The organism is Brooklawnia propionicigenes (genome assembly GCF_030297015.1).
Classification (GTDB): domain Bacteria; phylum Actinomycetota; class Actinomycetes; order Propionibacteriales; family Propionibacteriaceae; genus Brooklawnia; species Brooklawnia propionicigenes.
The window spans coordinates 509301-536266 of the sequence record NZ_AP028056.1; the positions used below are offsets into that span (position 1 = coordinate 509301).

23 protein-coding genes and 1 tRNA gene are annotated in these 26966 nt (G+C 65.5%); 6 read left to right on the forward strand and 18 right to left on the reverse strand.

Annotated elements, in window-relative coordinates; all coding sequences use genetic code 11:
• Nucleotides 1-48: 48 nt before the first annotated feature.
• Genes QUE25_RS02405 through uvrA form a run of 4 tightly spaced genes read right to left on the reverse strand, consistent with a single transcriptional unit; the run spans nucleotide 49 to nucleotide 6919 of the window.
• Nucleotides 49-984 (reverse strand): gluconeogenesis factor YvcK family protein, encoded by a 936-nt coding sequence (locus tag QUE25_RS02405; protein ID WP_286267221.1) that lies wholly within the window; start codon nucleotides 982-984, stop codon nucleotides 49-51.
• Nucleotides 981-1880, reverse strand: coding sequence for an RNase adapter RapZ (gene rapZ / locus QUE25_RS02410; protein WP_425332730.1), 900 nt, complete (start codon nucleotides 1878-1880; stop codon nucleotides 981-983). Before rapZ ends, QUE25_RS02405 begins: the two co-directional genes overlap by 4 nt.
• A 43-nt stretch (nucleotides 1881-1923) precedes the next feature.
• Nucleotides 1924-3909 (reverse strand): excinuclease ABC subunit UvrC, encoded by a 1986-nt coding sequence (gene uvrC, locus QUE25_RS02415; RefSeq protein ID WP_286267224.1) that lies wholly within the window; start codon nucleotides 3907-3909, stop codon nucleotides 1924-1926.
• Between the two features lies 1 nt (nucleotide 3910).
• Nucleotides 3911-6919, reverse strand: a complete 3009-nt coding sequence (gene uvrA / locus QUE25_RS02420; RefSeq protein ID WP_286267226.1) for an excinuclease ABC subunit UvrA — start codon at nucleotides 6917-6919, stop codon at nucleotides 3911-3913.
• A 129-nt stretch (nucleotides 6920-7048) separates the two neighbouring features.
• On the opposite strand from uvrA, the gene QUE25_RS02425 reads away from it, so the two are divergent.
• Together QUE25_RS02425 and QUE25_RS02430 are read left to right on the forward strand one after the other, a co-directional pair.
• Nucleotides 7049-7783, forward strand: coding sequence for a maleylpyruvate isomerase family mycothiol-dependent enzyme (locus QUE25_RS02425; RefSeq protein ID WP_286267228.1), 735 nt, complete (start codon nucleotides 7049-7051; stop codon nucleotides 7781-7783).
• A 51-nt stretch (nucleotides 7784-7834) separates the two neighbouring features.
• The gene (locus tag QUE25_RS02430) at nucleotides 7835-8497 is read left to right on the forward strand and encodes an MBL fold metallo-hydrolase (protein ID WP_286267231.1); all 663 of its coding nucleotides are present in this window, start codon (nucleotides 7835-7837) and stop codon (nucleotides 8495-8497) included.
• 83 nt (nucleotides 8498-8580) lie between these two features.
• On the opposite strand, the gene QUE25_RS02435 is transcribed toward QUE25_RS02430, so the two are convergent.
• The 7 genes from QUE25_RS02435 to QUE25_RS02465 all read right to left on the reverse strand — a co-directional run bounded on the left by QUE25_RS02435 (nucleotide 8581) and on the right by QUE25_RS02465 (nucleotide 15431).
• A complete protein-coding gene (locus QUE25_RS02435; protein WP_286267233.1) occupies nucleotides 8581-9585 on the reverse strand; it encodes a TerC family protein in 1005 nt (334 codons plus the stop codon).
• A 284-nt stretch (nucleotides 9586-9869) separates the two neighbouring features.
• Nucleotides 9870-11960 carry an excinuclease ABC subunit UvrB gene (gene uvrB / locus QUE25_RS02440; RefSeq protein ID WP_286267235.1) on the reverse strand — a complete coding sequence of 697 codons (2091 nt, stop codon included), beginning with the start codon at nucleotides 11958-11960 and terminating at the stop codon, nucleotides 9870-9872.
• 70 nt (nucleotides 11961-12030) lie between these two features.
• The gene (locus QUE25_RS02445) at nucleotides 12031-12630 is read right to left on the reverse strand and encodes an HD domain-containing protein (protein WP_286267237.1); all 600 of its coding nucleotides are present in this window, start codon (nucleotides 12628-12630) and stop codon (nucleotides 12031-12033) included.
• Between the two features lie 15 nt (nucleotides 12631-12645).
• Nucleotides 12646-13014 (reverse strand): hypothetical protein, encoded by a 369-nt coding sequence (locus QUE25_RS02450; RefSeq protein ID WP_286267239.1) that lies wholly within the window; start codon nucleotides 13012-13014, stop codon nucleotides 12646-12648.
• Nucleotides 13011-13673, reverse strand: coding sequence for a hypothetical protein (locus tag QUE25_RS02455; RefSeq protein ID WP_286267241.1), 663 nt, complete (start codon nucleotides 13671-13673; stop codon nucleotides 13011-13013). Before QUE25_RS02455 ends, QUE25_RS02450 begins: the two co-directional genes overlap by 4 nt.
• A gap of 34 nt (nucleotides 13674-13707) precedes the next feature.
• Complete coding sequence (coaE, locus tag QUE25_RS02460; protein ID WP_286267243.1) at nucleotides 13708-14316, reverse strand: dephospho-CoA kinase; 609 nt, start codon at nucleotides 14314-14316, stop codon at nucleotides 13708-13710.
• Nucleotides 14313-15431, reverse strand: coding sequence for a ferrochelatase (locus QUE25_RS02465; protein ID WP_286267244.1), 1119 nt, complete (start codon nucleotides 15429-15431; stop codon nucleotides 14313-14315). Before QUE25_RS02465 ends, coaE begins: the two co-directional genes overlap by 4 nt.
• A gap of 86 nt (nucleotides 15432-15517) precedes the next feature.
• Here QUE25_RS02465 and QUE25_RS02470 point away from each other — a divergent pair, with 86 nt between their 5' ends.
• Nucleotides 15518-16672: a TIGR04053 family radical SAM/SPASM domain-containing protein gene (locus QUE25_RS02470; RefSeq protein ID WP_286267246.1), complete on the forward strand. Its 1155-nt coding sequence runs from the start codon at nucleotides 15518-15520 to the stop codon at nucleotides 16670-16672.
• A gap of 130 nt (nucleotides 16673-16802) precedes the next feature.
• Here the strand turns inward: QUE25_RS02470 and rpsA are convergent, their stop codons facing one another.
• A complete protein-coding gene (rpsA, locus tag QUE25_RS02475) occupies nucleotides 16803-18248 on the reverse strand; it encodes a 30S ribosomal protein S1 (protein ID WP_286267248.1) in 1446 nt (481 codons plus the stop codon).
• A 270-nt stretch (nucleotides 18249-18518) separates the two neighbouring features.
• Here rpsA and QUE25_RS02480 point away from each other — a divergent pair, with 270 nt between their 5' ends.
• On the forward strand, nucleotides 18519-19244 hold the full coding sequence (locus QUE25_RS02480) for a class F sortase (RefSeq protein WP_286267250.1): 726 nt from the start codon (nucleotides 18519-18521) through the stop codon (nucleotides 19242-19244).
• A 39-nt stretch (nucleotides 19245-19283) separates the two neighbouring features.
• On the opposite strand, the gene polA is transcribed toward QUE25_RS02480, so the two are convergent.
• Complete coding sequence (gene polA, locus QUE25_RS02485) at nucleotides 19284-21953, reverse strand: DNA polymerase I (protein ID WP_286268474.1); 2670 nt, start codon at nucleotides 21951-21953, stop codon at nucleotides 19284-19286.
• A 127-nt stretch (nucleotides 21954-22080) separates the two neighbouring features.
• On the opposite strand from polA, the gene QUE25_RS02490 reads away from it, so the two are divergent.
• Entirely contained in the window at nucleotides 22081-22479 is a 399-nt protein-coding gene (locus tag QUE25_RS02490; RefSeq protein WP_286267253.1) for a PaaI family thioesterase, read from the forward strand.
• Nucleotides 22480-22490: 11 nt separating this feature from the next.
• Here the strand turns inward: QUE25_RS02490 and QUE25_RS02495 are convergent, their stop codons facing one another.
• Entirely contained in the window at nucleotides 22491-23102 is a 612-nt protein-coding gene (locus QUE25_RS02495; RefSeq protein ID WP_286267255.1) for an ANTAR domain-containing response regulator, read from the reverse strand.
• A gap of 234 nt (nucleotides 23103-23336) precedes the next feature.
• Between QUE25_RS02495 and QUE25_RS02500 the strand changes: the two genes are divergently transcribed.
• Nucleotides 23337-23419 (forward strand) — tRNA-Leu (locus QUE25_RS02500).
• A gap of 122 nt (nucleotides 23420-23541) precedes the next feature.
• Here the strand turns inward: QUE25_RS02500 and pyk are convergent.
• The 4 genes from pyk to QUE25_RS02520 form a co-directional block, all read right to left on the reverse strand.
• The gene (gene pyk / locus QUE25_RS02505) at nucleotides 23542-24957 is read right to left on the reverse strand and encodes a pyruvate kinase (protein WP_286267256.1); all 1416 of its coding nucleotides are present in this window, start codon (nucleotides 24955-24957) and stop codon (nucleotides 23542-23544) included.
• Between the two features lie 76 nt (nucleotides 24958-25033).
• A complete protein-coding gene (locus tag QUE25_RS02510) occupies nucleotides 25034-25957 on the reverse strand; it encodes an RluA family pseudouridine synthase (RefSeq protein WP_286267259.1) in 924 nt (307 codons plus the stop codon).
• On the reverse strand, nucleotides 25957-26403 hold the full coding sequence (locus tag QUE25_RS02515; RefSeq protein ID WP_286267261.1) for a signal peptidase II: 447 nt from the start codon (nucleotides 26401-26403) through the stop codon (nucleotides 25957-25959). The genes QUE25_RS02510 and QUE25_RS02515 overlap by 1 nt, the downstream gene beginning before the upstream one ends.
• A gap of 107 nt (nucleotides 26404-26510) precedes the next feature.
• Nucleotides 26511-26936 (reverse strand): TraR/DksA family transcriptional regulator, encoded by a 426-nt coding sequence (locus tag QUE25_RS02520; RefSeq protein ID WP_286267263.1) that lies wholly within the window; start codon nucleotides 26934-26936, stop codon nucleotides 26511-26513.
• Nucleotides 26937-26966: the final 30 nt, after the last annotated feature.

The window sequence follows — 26966 nt, forward strand, 5'->3', positions numbered from 1 at the left end:
TCTGGTCGAAAGGGTGGAGCGAACGGAGCCCGTGCGCACGTCCTGCGGTCAACTGCCCATGACCTGGCGGAACACCGCCGCCAACCGCTGGGGATCGTGCCGGGCGCTGCCGTCACAGCAGCGCAGATCCGCCACCACCAGCTCAGCACCGAGCACCCCGGCGAAGGTACGCAGATTCCGGTCGTCGGCCCCGAAACTGCTATCGGCGACCACGGCGTCGAAGCGCAATCGCGGAGCGTGTTCGGCCAGGATCTCCAGATGCTGGGCGGCACCGATGCCTTTGGTCTCTTCCTCCGGCTCGATGTTGAGGGTCAGTATCCGGTGGGCCGACGAGCTGACGATTGCCTCGGCAAGCTCGGGCACCAACAGGTGCGGCAGCACCGACGTGAACCACGACCCGGGGCCCAAGACGATGTAGTCGGCATCGTGCACCGAGGCGATAGCTTCGGGGCAGGCGGGCGGATTGGCCGGCACCAGCCGCACGGCGGCCACATCGCCCGAGGTGACGGCCACCTCATGTTGACCCTGCACCACCACCGGTTCATCCGGGTGCAGCGGATCGGCACCGATGACATCGGCTTCGATGGTGAGGGATTCGAGTGACATCGGCAGCACCCGTCCGCAGACATTGAGCAGTCCGGCGACCATATCGAGTCCCTGCACGGCGTCGAACTGCTGCCAGATGCCCTCGATGAGCAGATTGCCGATGGCATGCCCGTTCAGCGGACCCGAACTGTGAAAACGCGACTGCAAGACCGAGGCCCACTGGCGTCCGAGCGGATCATCGCCGCACAGCGCCGCCAGGGCCATCCGCAGATCACCCGGGGGCAGCCCGCCCAGTTCGCGGCGCAGCCGCCCGGACGATCCCCCGTTGTCCGCCACCGTCACCACGGCCACCAGCTCGTCGGTGATCTGCCGCAGGGCCTGCAGGGACGCGGACAGTCCGTGCCCGCCGCCCAAAGCGGTCACCTTGGGAGGACTCATTCCCGCCCCAAATCACGGTGGAGAACCGAAACCTGCACCCCCTCGGCCCGCAGTCGTGCTGCGAAAGCCTCGCTCATGGCGGTGCTGCGGTGCTTACCCCCCGTGCATCCGATCGCGATGGTCGCCTGGCGCTTGCCCTCCCGGAAATAGCCTGGGCCGATGATGTCGATGAGGCTGACCAGCTGATCGAGGAACTCGGCGGCGCCCGGCTGGGCCAGCACGTACTCGCTGACCTCTCGAGACAGCCCGGTCTGCGGGCGCAGATAGGGAACCCAGTGCGGGTTGGGCAGGAAACGCACGTCGAAGACCATGTCCGCGTCCACGGGAACGCCGTTCTTGAAACCGAAGCTCATGATCTGGAACCGGGTTGCCTGGTCGTCGCCCGAACCGTAGATGTGCCCGACCCGGTGAGCGAGTTGGTGCACGTTGAGGTTGGAGGTGTCGATGACCACGTCGGCATCGGCGCGCAGGTTGCGCAGCATCCGCCGTTCCTTGGCGACGGCCTGGATGATGCTGCCGCCGCCCTGCAGCGGCAGCGGGCGCCGCGACGACTCCTGCCGACGCACGATCGCGACATCGCTGGCCTCGAGATAGCAGATCTCGCAGCGGATGCCCTGCACCTCGAGCTGGGCGAGACTGCGGGGCAGCTGATCGAACATCTCGCGAGATCGCACGTCCAGGCCGACGGCGACTCTGTTCTGTCCGCCGCGGCGGGCGGTCTCGACGAGCTGGGAGAGCATACTGGGCGGCAGGTTGTCGACGACGAACCAGCCGAGGTCTTCCATCGCGTGGGCGGCGGTACGGCGCCCCGCTCCGGACATCCCGGTGATGATGACAACGCGCGGGGACGCGGATTCCGGCTGGCTGGAGGTCTGCGGCTCGCTCACAAGTCCCATTATTGCCTGTCTGTGAGCGACCCGGGTTCGGCTTGGGTGATCGTCAGACTTCGGTGACCTCGCCGGTGGCGGTATTGATGGCTTCGCCGGCAACTTCCTGGGCGAGAGCATCCAGCACGGCCTGTGCGGTTGACGGGCCGAAACCGGGCAGTGCGAGCAGATCGTCCAGGCTGGCCGCCCGCAGCTTCTTGAGGCTGCTGAACTGCGTGAGCAGGGTCTTGCGCCGCACCTCCCCCAGTCCGGGAACGGCATCCAGGACCGACTCGACCATCGCCTTGGAACGACGGTTGCGATGGTGGGTGATGGCGAAACGGTGCGATTCGTCACGGACCCGCTGCAACAGGTAGAGGGCCTCGGAGGTGCGCGGCAGGATCAGCGGGAAGTCCTCACCGGGGATCCAGATCTCTTCCAGCCGCTTGGCCAGGCCGATCAGCAGGACCTCGTCGGCCAGTCCCAGATCATCGAGCACCTGCTGGGCAGCGTTCACCTGCGGCAGGCCACCGTCGACCACCACCAGCGCCGGCGCGTAGGCGAACTTGCGCGGCGCGCCGGTGTTGGCGTCGATCAGGCTGGGGCCGTCGTCGCTGCCCGCGGCGGCCTCGGCCATCTCGGCACGGTCGGCCAGCAGCCGGTTGAACCGGCGCCGCAGCACCTCGTCCATGGCGGCGACATCGTTGGAGCCCTCGAAACTCTTGATGACGAATCTCCGGTACTCCGACTTGCGGGCCATGCCGTCCTCGAAGACGACCATCGAACCGACCACTTCGGTGCCCTGCAGGTGGCTGATGTCGAAACCCTCGATGCGCAGCGGGGGCAGAGCCATGCCCAGGGCCTCCTGCAGTTCGGCCATCGCCTCGCTGCGGGTCGCCAGATCGGATGCGCGCTTGGTCTTGTGCAGGATGAGCGCCTGCTCGGCGTTGCGGGTGACGGTCTCGAGCAGCGTCTTCTTGTCGCCGCGCTGCGGGACGTGGATGTTCACCCGTGCGCCGCGCTGTTCGCTCAGCAGTTCGGCCAGCAGATCGACCGACGCGGGCGCGACCGGGACGATGATCTCGGGCGGAATGGTGCCCCCGGTGCGGGTCTCGGAACCCTGATTGTCGGCATAGAAGGTGAACAGGAAGCCTTCCATGAGTTCGGCAAGGTCGGTCTCGTCCGCCCGGTCGGCGACCCAGCCACGCTCGCCGTGCACCCTGCCGGAACGCACGTGGAAAATCTGCACGGCCACTTCGAGCGGATCCGCCGCCACCGCGAAAACGTCGGCATCGGTGCCGTCGGGCAGCACGATGGCACTCTTCTCGGTGGCCTGCCGCAGCGCGTCCCGGGCATCACGCAAGACGGCGGCTCGCTCGTACTCCATCGAGGCCGCCGCCTCCTCCATCTGTTTGGTCAGTTTGCGTTCCAGCCCGCGGCTGTTGCCCGACCAGAAGGCACAGAAGTCGGCGGCGATCTCCCGATGCTCGGCCGCGGTCACCCGTCCGACACACGGCGCCGCGCATTTGCCGATGTGCCCGAGCAGGCAGGGTCGTCCGGAGGCGTGTGCATCCCGGAAGACACCATTGGTGCACGATCGCATGGGAAAGACGCGCAGCAGCAGATCGACGGACTCCCGCACCGCCCAGGCCTGTCCGAAAGGCCCGAAATACCGGTAGCCCTTGCGTTTGGCGCCGCGACCGACGAAGACCCGCGGAAACTCCTCGCTCCAGGTCACGCACAACCACGGATAGCTCTTGTCGTCGCGGTACTTGATGTTGAACCGGGGATCGTACTGCTTGATCCAGGTGTATTCGAGTTGCAGCGCCTCGACCTCGTTGTGCACCACCGTCCACTCGACCTTGCTGGCGGTGCGCACCATCGTCTGCGTCCGGAAATGCAGGCTTGCAGGGTCGGCGAAGTAGGAGTTCAGCCGGTTGCGCAGGTTAATGGCCTTGCCGACGTAGATGACCTGCCCGTTGGGGTCGCTGAACCGGTACACGCCCGGCTCGGTCGGGATGGATCCGGGTGCGGGCCGGTAACTGGCTGGGTCTGCCATCTCAGGCTGCCGGCGTCCGGCGGGTCGTGGTGCGCTTGGTCTTGGTGGCCGATGTCTTGGACGTGCCGGCCGCGTCCGCCGGCTTGCGGCCGCGCTTCTTCGCCGGCGCCGGCTGGACGGCCAGCAGTGGTTCGGGCTCGGGCTGGGCCAGCGGCACCTCGCGTCCGCGCAGGATCTCGGCGAGGAAGTGCCCGGTGTGCGACTCCGGCACGCGGGCGACATCCTCCGGGGTGCCGGTGGCCACGACCTGTCCCCCGCGGAACCCACCTTCGGGACCCATATCGATCACCCAGTCGGCGGTCTTGATGACGTCGAGGTTGTGCTCGATGACCACCACGGTGTTACCGCCGTCGACCAACCGGCCGAGCACGTCGAGGAGTCTGCGGATGTCCTCGAAATGCAGGCCGGTGGTCGGCTCGTCGAGTACGTAGACCGTATTGCCGGTGGAGCGCCGCTGCAGTTCGGACGCCAGCTTGACCCGCTGTGCCTCACCCCCCGACAGTGTCGTCGCGGGTTGCCCCAGCCGCACGTATCCGAGCCCCACCTCGACCAGCGTCTTCAGATGCCGCGAGATGGCCGAGATCGGGGCGAAGAACTCCGCGGCCTGTTCGATGGGCATGTCCAGCACCTCGGCGATGGTCTTGCCCTTGTAGCGCACCTCGAGGGTCTCCCGGTTGTAGCGAGCGCCGTGACAGACCTCGCAGGGCACGTAGACATCGGGGAGGAAGTTCATCTCGATGCGGATCGTGCCGTCACCCATGCAGTTCTCGCAGCGCCCGCCCTTCACGTTGAAGCTGAAGCGCCCGGGCTGATAGCCGCGCGCCTTGGCCTCCGGGGTCTGGCTGAACAGGGTGCGGATCTTGTCGAAGACCCCGGTGTAGGTGGCCGGATTGGAGCGCGGTGAACGCCCGATCGGCGATTGATCAACGTGCACCACCTTGTTGATCGATTCGACTCCGGTGATGCCCTTGTGGCGCCCGGGCACGTCTTTGGCGCCGTAGATCCGCTTGGCCAGCGACCGGTAGACGATCGCGTTCACCAGGGAGGACTTTCCCGAACCGGACACCCCGGTGACCGCAATGAAACGCCCGAGTGGAAAACCGACGGTGACATTCTTCAGGTTGTTCTCGGCCGCGGCATGCACGACCATCTCGTGCCCGTTGCCCAGCCGGCGCTGCGCCGGCAGCGCTATCGAGCGACGTCCGGTCAGATAGGCGCCGGTCAGCGACTCGTCACTGGCGAGCAGATCGTCGAGGGTGCCGCTCACCACGACCCGGCCGCCGTGCTCACCGGCCCCCGGACCGATGTCGACGACATGGTCGGCTGATCGGATGGTGTCCTCGTCGTGCTCGACGACGATCAGCGTGTTGCCCAGGTCTCGCAGTTTGAGGAGTGTCTCGATCAGCCGCCGGTTGTCGCGTTGGTGCAATCCGATGGACGGCTCGTCCAGCACGTACAGCACGCCGGTCAGCCCGGACCCGATCTGGGTGGCCAGCCGGATGCGCTGCGCCTCACCGCCCGACAGCGATCCCGCGCTGCGCGACAAGGTCAGATAGTCGAGGCCCACGTCCAACAGGAATCGCAGCCGCTGGTTGATCTCCTTGAGCACCTGACCCGCGATGGCCCGCTCGCGGTCGCTCAGCGTCAACTCGCCCAGATAGCCGGCGAGTTCGTCGATCGACAGCCGGGACACCTCGTCGATGTTCTTGTCGGCGATCGTGACGGCCAACGTCGACGGTTTCAGGCGGGCTCCGTGACAGACCGCACAGGGGATCTCCCTCAGATAGGCGCCCCAGCGGTCCCGCGCGGCATCGGTTTCGGCTTCGTCGTAGCGGCGGCGGACCTGCGGCAGTGCGCCCTCGTACTTCTGACTGTAGGTACGCACCCGCCCGAAACGATTGCGGTAGCGCACCAGGACCGGGTCCTCGGCGCCCATCAGAATGTACTTGCGGACGGCCGGTTCGAGATCTTCCCACGGTGTGTCGACCGAAAAGCCGTACTTCTCGGCCATCGACTCGAAGACGTGCGAATAGTGCGCGGCGACCATCGGGCTTGCCCACGGAGCGATCGCACCCTGAGCAAGGCTCTTCATCTGGTCGGGCACCACCAGATCGGGGTCCACCTCCAGCGTGGTCCCCAACCCGGCGCATTCGGGACAGGCACCCCACGGGCTGTTGAAGGAGAACTGGCGGGGCTCCATCTCGTCCAGCGAGATATCGTGCCCGTTCGGGCAGGCCAGCCGCTCGGAGTAGCTTCGCCGGCGGGCCGGATCGTCCTCATCGAGATCCACGAAATCCAAGATGACAAGTCCGGACGCCAGACCGAGCGCAGTCTCGACCGAATCGGTGATGCGCTGCTTCGCGGTCGGCTTCACGGCCACCCGGTCGACGACCACATCGATGTCGTGTTTGCGCTGCTTGTCGAGGCCTGGCACCTCGGGCAGCCGGAAGATCTGCCCATCGACCAGCACCCGGGCGTAGCCCTGGGTGCTCAGATTGCGGAACAGTTCGCCGTATTCGCCCTTGCGGCCACGCACCATCGGGGCGAGCACCTGAAAGCGGGTGCCTTCGGGCTGTGCCAGCACCTGATCGACGATCTGCTGGGGAGTCTGCTTGTCGATCGGAGCGCCACAGACCAGACAGTGCGGGTGCCCGACGCGGGCGAACAGCAGCCGCAGATAGTCGTAGATCTCGGTCACGGTGCCGACCGTCGACCGGGGATTGCGGCTCGTCGACTTCTGGTCGATGGCGACCGCCGGAGAGAGCCCCTCGATGAAGTCGACCTGCGGTTTGTCCATCTGACCGAGGAACTGCCGCGCGTAGGCCGAAAGCGACTCGACATATCGGCGCTGGCCCTCGGCGAAGATCGTGTCGAAGGCCAGCGATGACTTGCCGGACCCCGACAATCCGGTGAACACGATCATGGCATCGCGCGGCAGATCCAGCGAGATGTCGCGCAGGTTGTGTTCCCGGGCGCCCGAGATGACGAGTCGATCTTTCACGCAATTCATCGTATGCGCCGGGTCTGACAGTTTTCCGCGCCAAGCGTACGGCAACGCTTCCATGCCGCCCGGCTGGACAACCATACTGAAAGATGATCGACTTGCAAACGCAGGTCAGGGACGAATCGGGGTGATGGGGTGGCTTGGGATCTTGCCCGACAGGAGGCACTCAGCACGTTCGCCCCGGTGGCCGAGGTGCGCAAGATCAAGTTGGAGGCCACCCAGCGGTTGCTGGGTGACACGATCTCGCTGAGCGAACGCGCATGGCAGGAGCCCGGACGGCTGCCCGGCTGGACGCGCGCTCATGTGGCAACGCACCTGGCGCGCAACGCCGACGCTTTCGTCCGCGCGATCGACTCGGTGCTGACCGGACGCCGCGGCCTGATGTACGACTCGGACGACGACCGCGAGTTGGCCATCGAACGCGGCTCGGAACGCAGCGGCCTGGAACTTCAGATCGACCTGGACACCAGTGCCGGCAATCTCAGTGAGCGCCTGGACCTGCTGGACTCGGTGCCCGGCAGACTGACCGTCGAGCTCAGTCCCGGAACCTTCTTGCGCTCCGATCTGCTGCCGCTGGCCAGACTGTACGAGGTGATCATTCACCACGTCGATCTGGATTGCGGTTTCGAGGTCAGCCAGATCAACCCGCTGACCGCGCGCTGGCTGCTGGAGTGGAGCGTGCTGTCCTACCAAGCGCCCTACGGCATGGCGGTGCGGCTGGTCTCGACGTCGGGTTTCACGGCGGTGCTGGGCGCCAGCAATTCGGAGACCGTGATCAGCGGACCCGATGCGGTGCTGCTCGGCTGGCTGACCGGACGGCTGAGCGCGGCCGAAGCACTCCATCTTCCTGCTCAGCCGCCGCTGATCTGAGCCAGCCACGATCATTGCCGGAAGCCGACACGATTCCACCGAGGAGTACCGATGACCGGACTGTTCCATACCTCAGCGCACGATTCCCCCGTCCGCTTCGATGCCGGAAACGTGAGTTGCACGAAGGTCAGTGTGGGTCCGATGGACAACAACGCCTACCTGCTCGACGCCGGTGGCCCTGTCGTCCTCATTGATGCCGCCGATGACGCCCCACGGCTGTTGGAGCTGATCGGTGACGGCGGACTCGCGGCGGTGATCACCACCCACCGCCATCACGATCACGTGGGCGCTCTGGCCGAAGTTGTGCGCACCACCGGTGCGCAGGCATGGACGGGGGCCCCCGACGTCGAGGCAATCGAGCAGCAGACCGGAGTGCGCTCGATACCGGTGTGGACCGGCGACCTGATCGAGGCAGGCGGCATCCGGCTCGAGGTGATCGGTTTGGTGGGGCACACTCCCGGATCGATCGCTCTGGTGCTGCGCTCAGGTCGTGCGGACGAGCCCGTGAACATCTTCACCGGCGATTCGCTGTTCCCCGGCGGGGTTGGCGCGACCGGTTCGGCACAGCAGTTCAACTCGCTGCTGGCAGACGTGAGCACCAAGATCTTCGACCGTTTCGACGATGAGACGATCATCCATCCGGGTCACGGCGATTCGACCACCATCGGGGTGGAGCGCCCTCAGCTGGCGCAGTGGCGTGCCCGGGGCTGGTAGCGGCAGGCGACCTCAGCAGACACAGGACTGCGGGCGACCGGATGGGGAATCCGGTCGCCCGCAGTCTGTAATGATCCGGCTGGTCAGGCCTCGATCGGGGTGTCGTCGTTCTTGCGCTTGGTCTTGAGCAGCGACAGCACCGCGGTTATCGCGATCGTCAGGACGATGACCAGCAGCGAGAGCAGCGTCGGGACCTCGAAGCCGATCCAGTGGTAGTGGTGCATGGCGTGCAGTACCAGCTTCACCGCGATGAAGCAGAGGATGAACGCCAGACCCAGTGACAGGTAGACCAGCCGCTGCAGCAGATTGCCCAGCAAGAAGTAGAGCTGGCGCAGGCCCATCAGAGCGAAGAAGTTGGCCGTGAAAACCAGATAGGGCTCTTGCGTGAGGCCGAAGATCGCGGGAATCGAGTCGAGCGCGAACATGATGTCGACGCTGCCCAGGGTCGCGATCACGAAGAACAGGGGTGTGAACAGTCGTTTGCCGTCGATCTTCACCGACAGGTGGGTCCCGTGGTACTCCTCCGTGGAGGGCACGACACGCTTCACGAATCGCATGAGTGCGGTGTCGGCTTCGTTGTGCGAGTCTTCTTCGCTGTCATGTTTGCGGTAGTCGATCACCAGCTTGATGCCGGTGTAGAGCAGGAACGCACCGAAGATGAAGAAGACCCAGGCGAACCGCTCGATCAATGCCGCGCCGGCCAGGATGAAGATGCCGCGGAAGACCAGCGCCAAGATGATGCCGCACATCAAGGCGAACTGCTGGTACTTGCGGGGCACGCCCATGCTGCCGAGGATGATGATGAAGACGAAGAGGTTGTCGATCGACAACGAGTACTCGGTCAGGTATCCCGAGAAGAACTCGACGGCATAGTGCCAGCTCGTCTTGCCGGATTCGGGCAAGGGGTGGGCAAACAAGCCGATGCCGACGCCGAACAGGATCGCAGCTGAGACGAAGCCCGTGATGGTAAGGGCGCATTCCTTCATGGAAGGCTCATGGGGATGCTTCATCATGTGCCGGACATCAAGTGCCAGGACAGCGGTCAGGACAGTCAGAGTGACGATCCATGCCACCGGTGTTACGTGCATCGGGTTACCTTCCGATTAGAGGGACGTCTGGAGGTCTCACCACTGATCTTCCAGATCATACGAACTGCGACATTCGCGGGTAAGGCTAAGGCGTCGAAGATTCCCTACGGGGGTACCAACCTCCATGTGGACTTGTAGGAGTCGACGAACACCTTGCGGCGCCTGCCTGCCGACCCAGGTGACTATAGCATCGAGGGCATCTGGGAGACAGTTGCACAGAAGATTCTGCAAACAATGCAGCAAATTCTGCAAAAGATCTGGGGCCAGTGCAGCCGGCGCCGCGATCAGCGTGCCGCCTCTACCATCTGACGCAATTCCTTCTTCAGATCGGCCACCTCGTCACGCAGCCGCGCCGCCAGCTCGAACTGCAGCTCGGCCGCCGCCTGATGCATCTGCTCGGTGAGCTCTTGAATCAGGTTGGCCAGTTCTGCCGCAGGCAGGCCGGCGGTGTCCAGATCGCGCAGCTGATCGGCCAACACCGGGGAGGCGCCGCCACGCCTGCCTCTGTTCTGTGCCCCGGAGACCCAGTACTGGGTGTCGGCGTCCTCACGGGCCATCAGATCGGTGATGTCGGCGATGCGTTTGCGCAGTGGCTGCGGATCGAGCCCGTGTTCGGTGTTGTAGGCCACCTGCTTGGCGCGGCGGCGGTTGGTCTCGTCGATCGCGCTGCTCATCGATGGCGTGATCTTGTCGGCATACATGTGCACCTGACCGGACACGTTGCGGGCGGCTCGTCCGATGGTCTGGATCAGCGAGCGCTCGGAGCGCAGGAAACCCTCCTTGTCGGCGTCCAGGATCGCGACCAGCGAGACCTCCGGCAGGTCGAGACCCTCACGCAGCAGGTTGATGCCGACCAGCACGTCGTACTCCCCGAGCCGCAACTCGCGCAGCAACTCGACCCGGCGCAGCGTGTCGACCTCGGAGTGCAGATAACGGGTGCGAACACCGCGCTCCATCAGGTAGTCGGTCAGGTCCTCGGCCATCTTCTTGGTCAGCGTGGTGACCAGCACCCGCTCATCGCGTTCGGCGCGTATTCGGATCTCGCCCAGCAGATCGTCGATCTGGCCCTTGGTCGGCTTGACGATGACCTCGGGGTCGATCAGCCCGGTCGGGCGGATGATCTGCTCGACGACCCCATTGCTCCTGGCGACCTCGTAGGGTCCGGGGGTGGCCGACGAGTAGACGGTCTGCCCGATGCGCTCGGTGAATTCCTCGAAGCGCAGCGGCCGGTTGTCCATCGCGCTGGGCAGCCGGAATCCATGCTCCACCAGGGTGCGTTTGCGGCTCATGTCACCCTCGTACATGCCACCAATCTGCGGGACGGTGACGTGAGACTCGTCGATGACGAGAACGAAGTCCTCGGGGAAGTAGTCGAGCAGACAGTTGGGGGCGCTGCCGGGAGCGCGCCCGTCGATATGCCGCGAGTAGTTCTCGATGCCCGCGCAGGTGCCGATCTGGCGCATCATCTCGATGTCGTAGCCGGTGCGCATCTGCAGCCGCTGTGCCTCGAGGAGCTTGTTCTGCGACTCCAGCTCTTTGAGCCGCACCTCCAACTCGGCCTCGATGCCGGCTATCGCCCGCTCCATCCGCTCCGGCCCGGCAACATAGTGCGATGCCGGGAAGACGTACATCTCGTCGTCGGTGCTGAGCAGCTCACCGGTGGTCGGGTGCATCGTCGACAGCGCATCGATCTCGTCGCCGAACAGCTCGACACGCACGGCATTGGATTCGTACATCGGGAAGATCTCCAGCGTGTCGCCGCGCACCCGGAACGTGCCACGAGTGCCCGCGAGGTCGTTGCGCACGTACTGCATCTCGACCAGCTTGTGCAGCAGCGAGGTCCGGTCGATCTCGTCGCCGACATGCAGGCTGAGCATCGAATCGACGTACTCCTGCGGGGTACCCAGGCCATAGATGGCCGAAACGGTCGCCACCACGATGACGTCGCGCCTGGTCAACAGGGAGTTCGTCGCCGAATAGCGGAGCCGCTCGACCTCCTCGTTGAGGCTGGAGTCCTTCTCGATGAAGGTATCGGTCTGCGGCACGTACGCCTCGGGCTGGTAGTAGTCGTAGTAGCTGACGAAGTACTCCACCGCATTCTCGGGAAAGAACTGCCGCAGCTCTGCCGTGTACTGCGCGGCCAGCGTCTTGTTGGGCTGCATCACCAACATCGGACGCTGCAGCCGCTCGGCGAGCCAGGCGATGGTCGCGGTCTTCCCGGTGCCGGTCGCACCGAGCAGGATGACATCGTTCTCGCCGGCCTTGAGCCGGCGTTCGAGCTCGTCTATCGCGGCCGGCTGGTCGCCGGCCGGCTGAAACTCGGAGTGCACCTTGAACGGTGCCAGCCGACGGGTGATCTCTTCTACCGGACGCATACCCTCAAGGCTAGGCGGCGGTACTGACGTTTTCGCTGCTGTCGGCTCCCGGGGGATCAGCTGATGGCGATCAGCCTCTGGTGATGGCGCGCAGCTCGGCCGCGATGTTGGCCTCCGCTCGGGCCTGCCACAGCGCCCGCGCCCGTGGTGTGGCATAGATCACGCCACGGCGCTGCAGCCCTCGCAAGTGCCACAAGCGGATCAATCGCCACTGGTCGTCGGGCACGCCCGCGTTCTCCCGGCGCAGATCGGCCACGGACTCACGGTAACGCTCGGCGCGCGCCCCGAAGATCGCCAGATCCGCGTCCGAGACCCGCTGAGCGGCCGAATCGCTCGGCCATGGCCGGTGGTGCTCGGTCACCCGGACCAGCCGCGCCACCTCATCGACCACGCCCGCGCGCTCGCCTTCCTCGCCGAGCAGTTGCCGGGCCAGCCGCGCCGATGACCGCTCGTCACTGCCCCGCCGCCCCTGATAGACGGCATCGTGGAACCACAGCGCCAGTTCCTCGACATCACCGCCGTCCAGCCGATCCAAGGCTTGCAGGCACTCGGCCAGATGGCGCGGATCGTGGTAGCAGCGATGCGGCTCCTGCCAGCGGATCAGCAGCTCGGCACCCAGACCGTGCAATCGTGGAAAGCGCCGATTCCAGCGCATCACCAACTCGTCCACTCAGACCACCCGCGCTCAGATCACCTGGAGAGCCCAGCGGCTCAGACCGCCCAATCCCGCAGCGACCAGCAGGCTGACAAAAGTGCCGATGATGAAACGTTCGGACGCGACCTTGCTGCCGGTCTTCAGCTCGGGATAGCGTCCGATGCCCTTGAGCGCCAGCGCGATCGCGATGCCTTCGGGGAAGCCGGTCAGCACCGTGGCGAAGACCGCCGTCCGCTCGACACGACCGATCCACTCCCCTCCCCGCAAGACCGCGGTCTCGGCGGCCGGGCTCAGCCTCCCGAAGACCCAGGTCACCGCGACGCCACCCCACCAGACCGCGGTCGCGCCCGCGACAAGCACGATCGCGGCCTGAATGATCGCCAGCACGGCCGCGTTCATTGTGACCACGCCATTGCCGCCGCCAGAGTGATCGTGGCCAGGCCGGCAAGACGATTGAGTTCGTCATGTCCGGCCGCGGTCAGACGCTGCGAGACCGCGGCCTGCGTGATGCCCAGTTGCTGCGCCACGACACGCTGCGTGCTCCCCCGCTCGATCAAATCGACCACCTCCCAGCCCTCGGCCGTGCGTCGCCCGGCCAGCGCCCGCAGCGCAATCAGCGCCGATTCGGCATACCAGGCTGCCTTCTGGAAACCACCATAAGTGGCCACGCCGACATTTCCGCGGCCTTGGTCGGGAAGGGCGCTCAGCAGCCGCAGCGACTGGGTGGCTCGCCGGGCTTCGATGGCCTCTCGTGCCACTAGGTAGGCCGGGCCCCGCGCCTGCCGGGTGGAGGCAGGCAGGGGTTCGTCGATCGCTCCGATGCCGATACCGATCCGCCAACCGCCCATCCGGGTCAGGCGGAGCACGACATCGACCACGGCCTGCGGCGCAGCACACACTCCCTGCACCTCGTCACCGGCGGTGCGCTCGAACTGGAAGACCAGCCCGTCGACACCGGCCAGCTCGGCCAACGCGTCGGGCACCAGATCAGGCCGCCGGCGGGAGGCGTGCTGGTCGACATTGATCACCGCCACCGGATGCCCGCCATGTTTCGTCATGACACTAGTTTAGCCTGACACCTTATATCACACGCTATAAGCTTCTGACCTTTTTGTTCAATGCGTCCCAGACGACCTCGACCTGCTGCCGCAATTGGTCGTACGAACCGGAGTTCTCGATCACCCAGTCGGCCACCTCGAGCCGCTCGTCGCGGCTGGCTTGCGCGTTCACCCGCGCCCGCGCCTGCTGATCGTCCAGATCGCTGCGCGCCTTCAGCCGGTCGACCTGGGTATCGATCGGAACGTCGACGACGATCACCCCGTCGAAGCCATCCTGCAGGCCGCCCTCGACCAGTAATGGAATGACCGAGATGACGATGGACCCGTCGGGCGCGGAGGCGATCAGTTCTGCGCGACGGCGGCGCACCTCGGGGTGGACGATGCCGTTGAGATCAGCCCGCGCCTGGGCGTCGGCGAAGATGATCGTCCCGAGCGCCTGCCGATCCAGGCTGCCATCGGCGGCCAGCACCGCAGGGCCGAAACGCTCGACGATCGCCTCCAGACCGGGCGTGCCCGGTTCGACGACCTCTCGGGACAGCACGTCCGAATCGATGAGGATCGCACCCCGCTGAGCCAGGAGACGGGCGACGGTGGTCTTCCCGGCGCCGATGCCGCCGGTCAGCGCGACACTGAGCACGCTCATGGCCGCGCCCCCTGGTGATGCGGGCGGACCGGCGCGGGGCAGCAGTCCGGCGGGCAGCTGTCCGGCCAGGCACCGTAGCGGCCGATGTGGGCACGATCGCCGCGACCGCTCTGGCGTTCCTCGATCATGTCCGCCAATGCGGTTACGAACTTCGGGTGCGTGCCCGGTGTGGCCGCCCGGGCGTACCCGAGCCCGAGCCCGGCGGCGGTGGCTGCGGCCTCGATATCGAGATCCCAGATGACTTCCATATGGTCGGAGATGAAACTGATCGGAACCGTCACGACTGCCTTGCGGCCCAGGCCCGGCAGTCCGGCGATCGCGTCATTGACGTCCGGCTCCAGCCAGGGCTGGGCGGCCGGCCCCGACCGAGACTGCCAGGCGAGCTGCCAATGCGTCACTTCCGGTCCGCCCGCGGCGCGCTGGAGAAGATTCACCGCCTGCACGACCTGCTCGGCAACCTGCCGGTGTTGCGCAAGATAAGCCCCACCGGTCGCCTCGCGCCAGGCACCGAAACCGGAACTCATGGCGGCTCCGATCGGCAGCGAGTGTCCGGTGAAGATGACCTCCACGTCAGCACTGGTCAGGGTCGGATCGTGGCTGCTCAGCCGGCCGAGGGCAGCCACCAGGCCGTCCGCGAATGGCGTCACGAAGCCCGGGTGATTGAAGAACTGCCGGACCTTGTCGACCTTCAGCTCGCCGGTCAGCCCGGTCTGCACCAGCGCCGCATCAAGATCGTCGCGATACTGCCGACACGACGAATACGATGCATAGCCGCTGGTCAGCACCGCCAGAATCCGCTGGCATCCGCTTTGGTGCGCCTGCTGAACGGCGTCGGTCAGATACGGGGACCAGTTGCGATTGCCCACCCAGATCGGCAACCGGTGGCCGCGGGCAGCCAGCTCTGCGCCCAGCGCAGCGGCCAGCGCATCGTTCTGGGCGTTGATCGGGCTGGCGCCCCCGAAGTGGTAGTAGTGCTCAGCCACCAGCTCCAGGCGCTCGGACGGGATTGCGCGTCCGCGAGTCACATTCCGCAGGAACGGCATGACGTCGTCCGGGACACGAGGACCCCCGAAGGATACGAGCATGATCCCGTGGTAAAGGCCAGCAGCGAGCATGAACCCGAGCCTAGTGTGCGAATCCCAATGGCTGTGGGTTAGGGTCATCTGGTTGATTCACCAAGGATGGAAGAAGGCGAGGGCCCATGGCTGGGCATCCAAGTGGTATCGGTTCGGTGAAACCGGTCAACTGGGCGTATGACCGCGCACCGATGATCATCTATTGGGAGCTGACCAATGCCTGCGGGCTGGCCTGCAAGCACTGCCGGGCCACCGCAATGCCCGAACCGGCGCCGGGCGAACTGACCACCGAGGAGTGCCTCCAGGTGCTCGACACGATCGCCGGCTTCGGGTCGCCGCTGCCGCACATCGTAATGACCGGCGGTGACCCCCTGCGCCGACCGGATCTGGAGATCCTCATCAAGGCCGCAATCGACCGCGGTGTGGGTGTCTCGCTGGCGCCCGCGGTCACACCACTGCTCACCGCCGAGCGGATTGCTTGGATGAAAGATCTGGGAGTCGGGGCGATCTCGCTGTCGCTGGACGCCTCCAACGCGCTCGCCCATGACGGCTTGCGGCAGGTGGCCGGCACCTTCGACGCCACCTTGGAAGCGCTTCGGCAGGCGGCTGCGGTTCAGCTGCCGGTGCAGGTGAACACGCTGGTCAGTGCGGACAATGCGGACGATCTCGAAGCGATGTACCAGCTGTTGAGCGCCGAGAAGCTCATGCAGTGGTCGCTCTTCTTCCTGATCTCGGTCGGACGTGGCACCCAGCTCACCGAGCTCGATCCCGGCGAGGCCGAGCGGCTGCTGATGCACTGGGGAGCACGCTCGGCGACCGCCCCGTTCCGCATCAAGACCACCGAGGCCATGCAGTACCGCCGGATTCTGGCCCAGCGCATGTTCGCCGAGGGGAAGACCCGCGAACAGATCGAGGCCAGCCGGGCGTCCGCGGGCTTCGGCATCCGCGACGGCAATGGTGTGGTGTTCATCTCGCATCTGGGCAAGGTGACACCGTCGGGATTCCTGCCGATCGAGGTCGGTTCGGTGCGCGAACAGAGCCTGGTCGAGATCTACCGGGACGCTCCGCTGATGCGTCAGCTGCGCCGCCCCGAGCAGTTCAAGGGACGCTGTGGCGTCTGCGAGTTCCACCGCTGGTGCGGCGGTTCGCGAGCCCGCGCCTGGGCGCGTACCGGGGATCCACTGGAGACCGATCCGATGTGCCCCTACCAGCCGAACCATCGCTATGCCGAGGCCATGCAGGCAACCGCACAGCCAGCCGACGCTCAGCCCGTTGGCTGACTGCGGCAGGCGCTCGGCGTCCTGGTGGCACGGCTGAGCGCCCATCCAGCAGATGCACACAACGCAGCGGCCCCGGACCAACAGGTCCGGGGCCGCTCCGCTTGATCAGTGAGTCGATCAGTCAGTTGCTTCAGCTACCGCTGGTCAGCTTGTTGCGCAGAGCCTGCAGAGCCTCATCGGAAGCCAGCGAGCCCTCCACCGGAGTGGCATCGGAGGTGTACTCGGTGGCCTCGGCGCGGGCGGCGGCAACAGCCGACTCCTCGGCGTCGGCCGCCTGCTTCTTCAGCGCGAGCCAACGGGCCTGTGCTTCGGCGTATTGGGCCTCCCAGGCCGCCTGCTGCTCCTCGAAGCCCGGCTTCCACTCGTTGGTCTCCGGATCGAAGCCCTCGGGGTAGATGTAGTTGCCGTTCTCGTCGTAGCTGGCGGTCATGCCGTACAGCGACGGATCGAAATCGTCCGCAGCGATGTCGACGCCCTGGTTCGCCTGCTTCAGCGAGAGCGAGATGCGGCGGCGTTCCAGATCGATGTCGATGATCTTCACCATGACCTCGTCGCCGACCGCGACGACCTGCTCCGGGATCTCCACGTGACGCTCGGCCAGCTCGGAGACGTGCACCAGGCCCTCGATACCGTCCTCGACCCGCACGAACGCACCGAACGGAACCAGCTTGGTGACCTTGCCGGGCACGATCTCACCGATCTGGTGGGTGCGGGCGAAGGTCTGCCACGGGTCTTCCTGGGTGGCGCGCAGCGACAGCGAAACCCGCTCGCGGTCGAGCTCGACGTCCTTGACCTCGACGGTGACCTGCTGGCCGACCTCGACGACCTCGCTCGGATGGTCGATGTGCTTCCAGGACAGCTCGGAGACGTGCACCAGGCCATCCACACCACCAAGGTCGACGAACGCGCCGAAGTTGACGATGGACGAGACGACGCCCTTGCGGATCTGGCCCTTCTGCAGCTGGTGCAGGAACGACTGACGGACCTCCGACTGAGTCTGCTCCAGCCAGGCGCGACGGCTCAGCACCACGTTGTTGCGGTTCTTGTCGAGCTCGATGATCTTGGCCTCGAGTTCCTGGCCCACGTAGGGCTGCAGGTCGCGGACCCGGCGCATCTCGACCAGGGAGGCAGGCAGGAAGCCGCGCAGCCCGATGTCGACGATAAGACCACCCTTGACCACCTCGATGACGGAGCCGGTGACCACGCCGTCGGATTCCTTGATCTTCTCGATGGTGCCCCAGGCGCGCTCGTACTGGGCGCGCTTCTTGGACAGGATCAAGCGACCTTCCTTGTCCTCCTTCTGCTGGACGAGGGCTTCGACCTCGTCGCCCACCTTGACAACGTCGAACGGATCGACATCGTGCTTGATGGACAGCTCTTTGGAGGGGATGACGCCTTCAGTCTTGTAGCCGATGTCGAGGAGGACCTCGTCGCGATCGACCTTGACGACGGTGCCAGTGACGATGTCTCCGTCGTTGAAGTATTTAATAGTGGAATCGACCGCGGCCTCGAAGGCTTCTGGCGTGCCGATGTCGTCGATTGCGACCTTGTTCGAGGCCTCAGTGGAGGAGGTCATGTAGTAGGGCTCCGATTGCTGGTTTATATGTTCGGTTGGACGCACCACGACCACGCAGCTTCTGCTGCACGCGCCGCCTACTCGGTCCGAGACGACACAGGCCGCAATGCCTTTTAATACTAGGCGCGCGCAACAAAGGGGGTCAATCCGGGGTCCGACACCGGTCGCAGCATCTTGACCGATGATGCAACCTCGGTCTGTCGGCTGGTGATGGGAGCTTTGATAGGTTCGATAAGCATATCGTCTCGCTCGAAGTAGGGAAGCGTTCAGATGCCTCATCGGAATACCAGGATCGCGATCGTCATCGTGGTGATCGTCCTCATTGCTGGACTGGCGATCATGGTGGGCGTCCGGCTTCACCAGCCTGGTGACACGAACCAGGTGGCGCTCGGCGAGCCCAGCCAGATCGCTGCCGGCCCCGAGACATCCCAGGCCTCCGAGACGACCGAACCGGCCACCTCCACCAGTGCCGTGCCGGAGAGCTGTCCCTCCGACCCGCAACCGATCGCCAGCCCCGTGCAGATGACGCTGATCGGGCACGGTATGGAACTGCCGATGCTCAGCCTCGGCATGGATGCCTCAGGGGCGGCGCCCGAAGCTCCTCCCGGCAACGAGGGCTACACCGTCGCTTGGTTCAATCAGGGCCCGCTGGTCGGATCGTCCGAGGGCAAGGCAGTGCTCAGCAGCCACACCTTCCAGTACGGCGGTGCGCTGGGCAACCAGCTCAACAACGGCCTGCTGAGTCTCGGCGACATCGTCAAGATCAGCGGGTCGGACGGCTCGGCGGCCTGCTACCGGTACTCCGGCAGCACACATGTCATGGTCGCCGACTACGACCCCACCTCCGACATCCTCTACGACTACTACGGCGACCCGAAATTCGCCCTCATCGTCTGCTCGGACTACACGTCCGGCGGTGACGCGCTGGGCCGCATGATCTACTACGGTGACCTGATCGGCGGCGATGAGGCCGCCCAGGTCGGCGGCGGCAGCTGATTCTGCGCCTCCAGGACTCTTCCGCCCGCCGGGATGCTCCTAGTGTGCGGCGTCCAACCAGGTCGGGCCGTATCCGATCGACACGTCCAGCGGAACCATCAGGTTGGCAGCGCCGGCCATCTGCTCACGTACCAACTCGGTGACCTGTTCGCGTTCGCCCGGACCGACCTCCAGCACCAGTTCATCGTGAATCTGCAGCAACACCCGTGATTTCAGGCCGGACGACGTCAAGGCGGTGTCCAGCCCGATCATGGCGATCTTGATGATGTCGGCCGCCGATCCCTGGATCGGCGCATTGAGCGCCATCCGCTCGGCCATCTCACGACGCTGCCGGTTGGACGAGATCAGATCCGGCAGGTAGCGGCGGCGGCCGGCCAGGGTCTCGGTGAATCCGGTGCGGCGGGCCTGCGCGACGACGTCGTTGAGGTAGTCACGCACCCCTCCGAAGGTGGTGAAGTAGTCGTCCATCAGTTCGCGGGCCTCGGCCACCGAGACCCCCAGCCGGGTGGACAACCCGTAGGCGGACAGCCCGTAGGCGAGTCCGTAGTTCATCTGCTTCACGCTGGCCCGCTGGACGCCGGTGACCTGGTCGGCAGGCACCCCGAAGACCTTCGAGGCCGTGACGGTGTGGAAGTCGACACCACTGCGGAAGGCCTCGATGAGGTCCTCGTCGCCCGAGGCGTCGGCCATCACCCGCATCTCGATCTGCGAGTAGTCGGCGCTCATCAACGCCTCGTAGCCCTCACCGACGCAAAACGCCGAGCGGATTCGGCGCCCGGCCTCGGTGCGGATCGGGATGTTCTGCAGGTTCGGATCAGCGGAACTGAGTCGTCCGGTCGCTGCGATGGTCTGCAGATACGTGGTGTGCACCCGGCCGTCGTCGGCTACCGACTTGCGTAGCCCCTCCACCGCCTGACGCAGCTTGGTGGCATCGCGGTGTGCCAGCAGATGCTCCAGGAAGGGATGCCCCGTGCGGGCGTAGAGGCCCTCGAGCGCCTCCGCGTCGGTGGTGTATCCGGACTTGATCTTCTTGGTCCGCGGCAGGTCGAACTGGTCGAACAAGACGGCCTGCAGCTGCTTCGGCGATCCGAGATTGACCTGCTGGCCTACCAGATCCCAGGCGGCCTGCTCGGCCGAACGCACCCGGGCGTCGAATTCGTGGTACAGCTGGTCGAGCACCTCGCAGTCCAACGCGATGCCGGTGCGTTCCATGCGAGCCAGGATCCGTTGCAGCGGCAGCTCGAGGTCGTTGAGCAGCCGCAACTGACCGAGACTGTCGAGTTCGGCGGTCATCGTCGTGCTCAGGTCGACGACCGCCCGGGCTCGCAGCATCGCCGCCTGGGACTCGTCATCGTCGGAGCTGTCGCCGAAGTCGAGGGTCTGCTGGCCGACCGCTCCCTCACCGGACGAATCGACCCGCAGTTCACGCTTGAGGTACCTGATGGACAGGTCGGCCAGGTCGTAGCTGCGCTGATCGGGACGCAACAGGTACGCGACCAGTTCGGTATCACAGACCAGTCCGTTCAGCTGCCAGCCCTGTTCCCAGACGGCCAGCATCGGTCCCTTGGCCGAGTGCAGCGCCTTCGGGTAGGCCGGGTCGGCCAGCCAATGCGCCAGCGCCTGCTCGTCGGGGGCATCCAGATCGGCGACATCGATCCAGCAGGCTGTCCCGTCGGAGCCCGCCAGCGCCAAGGCAGTGATCTCGCCGCGTCCCGACCCCCAGCGGCCGGAGGGGTCCACGCCGGTCAGCGGGCCATGCGCGTGCTCGGCCAGCCAGCCGGCCAGCTGCCCGGCCGCCAACCGCTCCCCGGCAAGCTCGAATCCGGACTGCTCGGCGACGTTGTCGTCATCGGGGAAGGCCTCGAGCAGCCGCTCCCGCAGCACCCGGAATTCCAGGGCATCGAAAAGCTGGTGGACGGCAGTGCGGTCCCAGCCGTGCAGCTCGAGATCCGTCAGCCCCAGATCCAGCGTCAGATCGTTGACCAGGCGGTTCAGGTGCCGGTTGCGGCGCACATCCTCGATGTGTTCCCTGAAGGATGCGCCTGCTTTACCCGGCACCTGGTCGGCGCGGGCCAGCAGGTTCTCCAGCCCGCTGAAGCTCGCCAGCCATTTCGCGGCGGTCTTCACCCCCACTCCGGGGACTCCGGGCAGGTTGTCGCTGGTCTCCCCCACCAGAGCGGCCAGTTCGGGATAGCGCTGGGGGCCGACGCCGTACTTGGCTTCGATGGCCTCGGGGGTCATCCGGGCCAGTTCACTGACGCCGCGCACCGGGTAGAGAACCGTCGTGTTGTCATCCACGAGCTGGAACGAGTCACGGTCGCCGGTGACGATGATGTTCTCCCAGCCACGTTCATCGGCCTGCCGGCTGAGTGTGGCGATGATGTCATCGGCCTCGTAGCCGTCCAGCGACAGGTGCGGGATGTTGAGCGCGTCCAGCACCTCACAGATCAGCGCCACCTGGCCATTGAACTCGTCCGGGCTCTTGGAGCGGGTCGCCTTGTAATCCTGGTATTCGACAGTGCGGAAGGTGCTCCGGGAGACATCGAAAGCCACCGCCACATGAGTGGGCCGCTCATCTCTGAGGATGTTGATGAGCATCGAGGTGAACCCGAAGACCGCGTTGGTGTGCTGCCCGGTCGCCGTCGCGAAGCTGTCGACCGGCAGGGCGTAATACGCCCGGTAGGCCATCGAGTGGCCGTCAATGAGCATCACCTTGGGCTGTGCGCTGGTCACTGGAGAGTTCACCTGTCCGACTGTAGCCGGGAGTCTTGGCGACCCGGAGACCACGGGCGCCGGGGCAGGCGCGAAGTGCCGCAGTTGTGCCACAGTGAACCCCATGACCGAATCCGAAATCGCCCAGTTCGACGTTCCCGACAGCCCCTTCGACACCAAGCTGGGGTTGGAGATCACCGAGCGCAGCGCCGAGCGGGTGTGCGGACGTGCTCCCGTGGCGGGCAATACGCAGCCCTACGGCCTGTGGCACGGTGGCGCGTCCGCAGTGATGGTGGAGACGCTGGGATCGCTGGGCGGGGCGGCGCATGCCGGTGCGGGCCGCCGCGCGGTCGGCACCGAACTGAACATCAGCCATCTGCGTAGCGCACGATCAGGCTGGGTGCACGGGGTGGCGACCGCTCTGTATCTCGGCGCCACCAGCGCCGTCTACCAGGTGGAACTCACCGACGACGACGGACGTCTGCTGGCCTCCGGCAGACTCAGCTGCCGGATCCTCGACTGAGGGCCAGCGGCCTACGAGCGGCTCGCTTTGGCGTGGTCGATGACCCCTTCGGCCACTTCGCGCATCGACTTGCGAAGATCCATGGCTGTCTTCTGGATCCAGCGGAACGCCTCCGGCTCGGTCAGGCCGAGGCTCTCCTGGAGCAGACCCTTCGCCTGATCGACGATCTTGCGGGACGCAAGACGCTCTTCGAGGTCCTCGATCTCATCGTCGAGCGCCCGGATCTCGGCGAAACGCGCCATGGCGATCTCGATCGCCGGCACCACATCGGAAGCATCGAACGGCTTCACAACATAGGCCATTGCGCCGGCTTCACGGGCCTGCTCGACCAGGTCGCGCTGGCTGAACGCCGTCAGCATGACCACCGGCGCGATGCGCTCGGATGCGATGATTTCAGCCGCAGCGATGCCGTCCATCTTCGGCATCTTGACATCCATCACCACAAGATCCGGCTCGAGCTCACGAGCCAGTTCAACTGCCTTCTCGCCGTCTCCGGCCTGTCCGACGACCTCGTACCCCTCGTCATTGAGCAGTTCGACAAGATCGAAACGGATCAACGCCTCGTCCTCGGCGACCAGCACGCGCGGATGCTTGGCCGCACTTGCCTTCTTGCTGTCACTCACAGTGATCCCTCATATCCGCAGGTCCGGGCGTTCCGGACGATCCATCCATCGCTTCTTTGCCTGGGCAGCCGAGGACGGCGCCATTGCCCAGCGCGCTTCAGAGCCTATCGCACTGAACGCCATAGCCGGGCGCCCATGATCATGAAATTGCGGCAACACGCTCTGATCGGGGCGTTCGTGGTGCCGGATGGCACTCCCGTAGCTGATGTGCCACAATAGTGCGGGTTGACATCAGCCCGGGTGGCGGAATGGTATACGCGGACGGCTCAAACCCGTCTGGCTGAAAGGCTGTAGGGGTTCGACTCCCCTCCCGGGCACTGATGATCGGGCCACCAGGCACCAGCCCGACGAGCACCGAATGACGAACTCCCGCAGCCGTGACCTTCCGGTCCGGCTGCGGGAGTTCTCTGTTGGTCAGGACGTGAGTTGTGGTCCCGGGTCAGTCGCGTTCCTTGATGCGGTGCACCCGCAGGGTATTCGTCTTGCCGATCACGCCGATCGGTGAACCGAAGACGATCACCACAGGATCGCCGACCTTCGCCAGGCCCAGGTCCTGCATGATCTCGTTGACCGCGACCACCATGTCCTCATTGCTCGGATAGGACGGCGTGGTGAAGACCTGGGCGCCCCAGCACAACGTCAGCCAGTGGGCCGTCTTTTCCTCCGGGGTGAAGACCACCAGCGGAATCTCGGCACGGAGCCGGGACATCCGGCGAGCGGTATCACCCGACTGGGTGAATGCCACCATGTACTTCGCTCCCAACTGCTGCGCAGCCTGGGCGGCAGACATGGCGATCACGCCACCGGTGGTGTGGGGATCCCACTTGATCTTGCTGATCTCCTTGATGCCGTGTCGTTCGGTGTTCTCCACGATGCGGGCCATCGTCAGGACGGTCTCGACCGGGTAGGCCCCAACAGAGGTCTCACCCGACAGCATGACCGCGTCCGCGCCGTCCAGCACCGCGTTGGCGACATCGGAAGTCTCCGCGCGAGTCGGGCGTGGCGCACTGATCATCGAATCAAGCATCTGGGTCGCAACGATCACCGGCTTGGCCCACTTGCGGGCCTTGCGGATGATCCGCTTCTGCACCAGCGGAACTTCTTCCAGCGGCAGTTCGACACCCAGATCACCGCGAGCCACCATGAAGCCGTCGAAGGCGTCCACGATTTCGTTGAGGTTCTCCACCGCCTGCGGCTTCTCGATCTTGGCGATCACCGGGAGGCGGACGCCCTCCTCGTCCATGATCTCGTGCACGCGGTTGATGTCATCGGCTCGGCGCACGAATGACAATGCGATCATGTCGAAACCGTTCTGCAACGCCCAGCGCAGATCGGCCTCATCCTTGTCACTCAGAGCGGGCACATTGACAGCAACGCCGGGCAGATTGATGCCCTTGTGGTTGCTGACCGGGCCCGCGACCGTGACCTTCGTGACAACGTCATTGTCGGTGACTGAAACGGCCTCCAGGCCGACGCGTCCGTCATCGATCAAGATCGTATCGCCCGGCTTGACGTCACCGGGCAGGCCCTTGAAGGTGGTGGATGCCCGATGGGCGTCCCCGTCGATATCGTCGGTTGTGATGGTGAATTCCTGGCCGTAGGTCAGGTTCACCTTGCCTTCCACGAAGTTGCCCAGGCGGATCTTCGGACCCTGCAGATCGGCCAACAGGCCGACCGTCTTGCCCACCGCCTGCGCCGCAGCGCGGGTCTCGTCCAAACGCTTCTTGTGCTCGGCATGGTCGCCGTGGCTCATGTTGAAACGGGCTACGTCCAAACCCGCTGTGATCAGCTCTTCCATCCGCTCCTGGGTCGACGTCGCCGGCCCGAGCGTACACACGATCTTTGCTCTACGCACGGCACTACCCTAGCTGAGATCGCCAGTGAAACCAGAAAACAGCAGTAAACCTATTGCCAACCGACAATGCCGGGGATCACGACTCGGCGCGCAGCAGCCGAAGCGCGGAGAGCAGATCAGGACTCGGTTCGGAACTGAAGGTCACGTACTCGCCGCTACCCGGATGAATGAAACCGAGCCGCACGGCGTGCAACCACTGCCGCTGCAAGCCGAGGCGGGCAGCCAGCACCGGGTCGGCGCCATAGAGCGGGTCTGCGACACACGGATGGCCGATCGCCGACAGATGCACCCGGATCTGATGGGTGCGGCCGGTCTCCAGGTGCACCTCGAGCAGGGTCGCCGCGCGCAGCACTTCCACCGCCTCGTAATGGGTGACCGAATGCCGCCCCCCGGCGATTACCGCGAACTTCCAGTCATGGCCCGGGTGCCGTGCGATCGGGGCGTCGATGGTTCCGCTGAACGGATCGGGGTGGCCCTGGGCCAACGCCAGATAAGTCTTGTCGACGCTGCGGTCACGGAAGGCTTGCTTGAGCACCGAATACGCGTGCTCACTCTTAGCCACGACCATCAGCCCCGAGGTGCCGACATCGAGGCGTTGGACGATGCCTTGGCGCTCAGCCGCCCCCGAGGTGGACACCTGGACTCCGGCGGCGGCCAGATGAGAGACCACGTCGGGCCCGGTCCAGCCCAGCGACGGGTGAGCAGCGACCCCGGCCGGCTTGTCGACGACGACCAGTTCGGAATCCTCGTGAACGATGCGCAGCCCGTCGGCGAGCACCGGAACGACCTTGGCCTGGCGCACCGGCTCGCTGATGTCGACCTCCAGCAGATCCCCGGCATGCACTCGTCCCGATGCCCGGGTGACCACCGAGCCGGCCAGCTGCACGGCCCCCGCGTCGATGAGGTCAGCGATCCGCGAACGGCTCAGCCCGGTCATCCGGGCAGCGGCCACATCGATGCGCTCATCGTCCAGGCCATCGGGCACCAGCAGCAGCGCCATCAGCGACGCTCCGAGCGGAACGACCAGATGATCAACAAGATCGCAGCACCGGTGATGCACATATCGGCCACATTGAAAATGGCGAAGCCGCGTATGGCAATGAAGTCGACGACGTGACCGAGAAAAGGACCCGGATCGCGGAAGAGCCGATCGGTGAGGTTGCCCGCGACACCGGCTATCAGCCAGCCGATGCCCACCGCGGCCAGCCAGCTGCGTACCCTGGGTGCAGCGAACGCCAGCAACCCTGCGAGCACACCCAAGGCGAGCACAGAGAGCACGACGGTGAACTGGGTGCCCATGCTGAACGCCGCGCCCGGATTGAAATGCAGCGAGAACCACAACAGGCCGGGGATCACCTCGACAGGCTGGCCCACGGTCAGCCTGTCGACCGCCAGATGCTTGGTGAACTGATCGAGCGCATACAGCAGCGGCACCATAACAGCCATCAGGATGCGGAATCTTCGGGGTGTCGGCGAGGTGCTGGTAGCACCTGTCGGCACCCGGACTGGCGCGCTCTCCCCATCCACCTCACTCGGCTGGGGAGTCGAAGCGGCTATCGCCTCTCCTGGCGCTGCTTGCAGGTCACGCACATCGTGGCGCGCGGGAAGGCCTCCAGCCGGGCTTTGCCGATCGGCTTGCCGCAGTTCTCGCAGTACCCGTAGGTGCCGGCCTCGAGTGCCTTGACGGCCTGCTCGGTCTGGTCGAGCATGTTCCGCTGATTGTTGTGCAGCGACAGCTCCTGGTCGCGTTCGAAATTGGACGAGCCGACATCGGCCGGATCGCGGCCGGCCCCGTCGCTGCCCTCGGTCATCAACTCGGCCAACTCGGCCTGGGCATGGGCGACAGCGGCCCGCAGCCGGTCACGTTCCTCGATCAGCTCCGCACGAACCGCAGCCACCTCTTCGGCGGTCCAGGGATCCTCGCCATCGAGAACCGGCAGAGCGGTAAGCACCGCCTCGTCAGGTTTGGTGGTTGCCATCAATTCTCCTCGTACGTTTAGCGGGCAGTG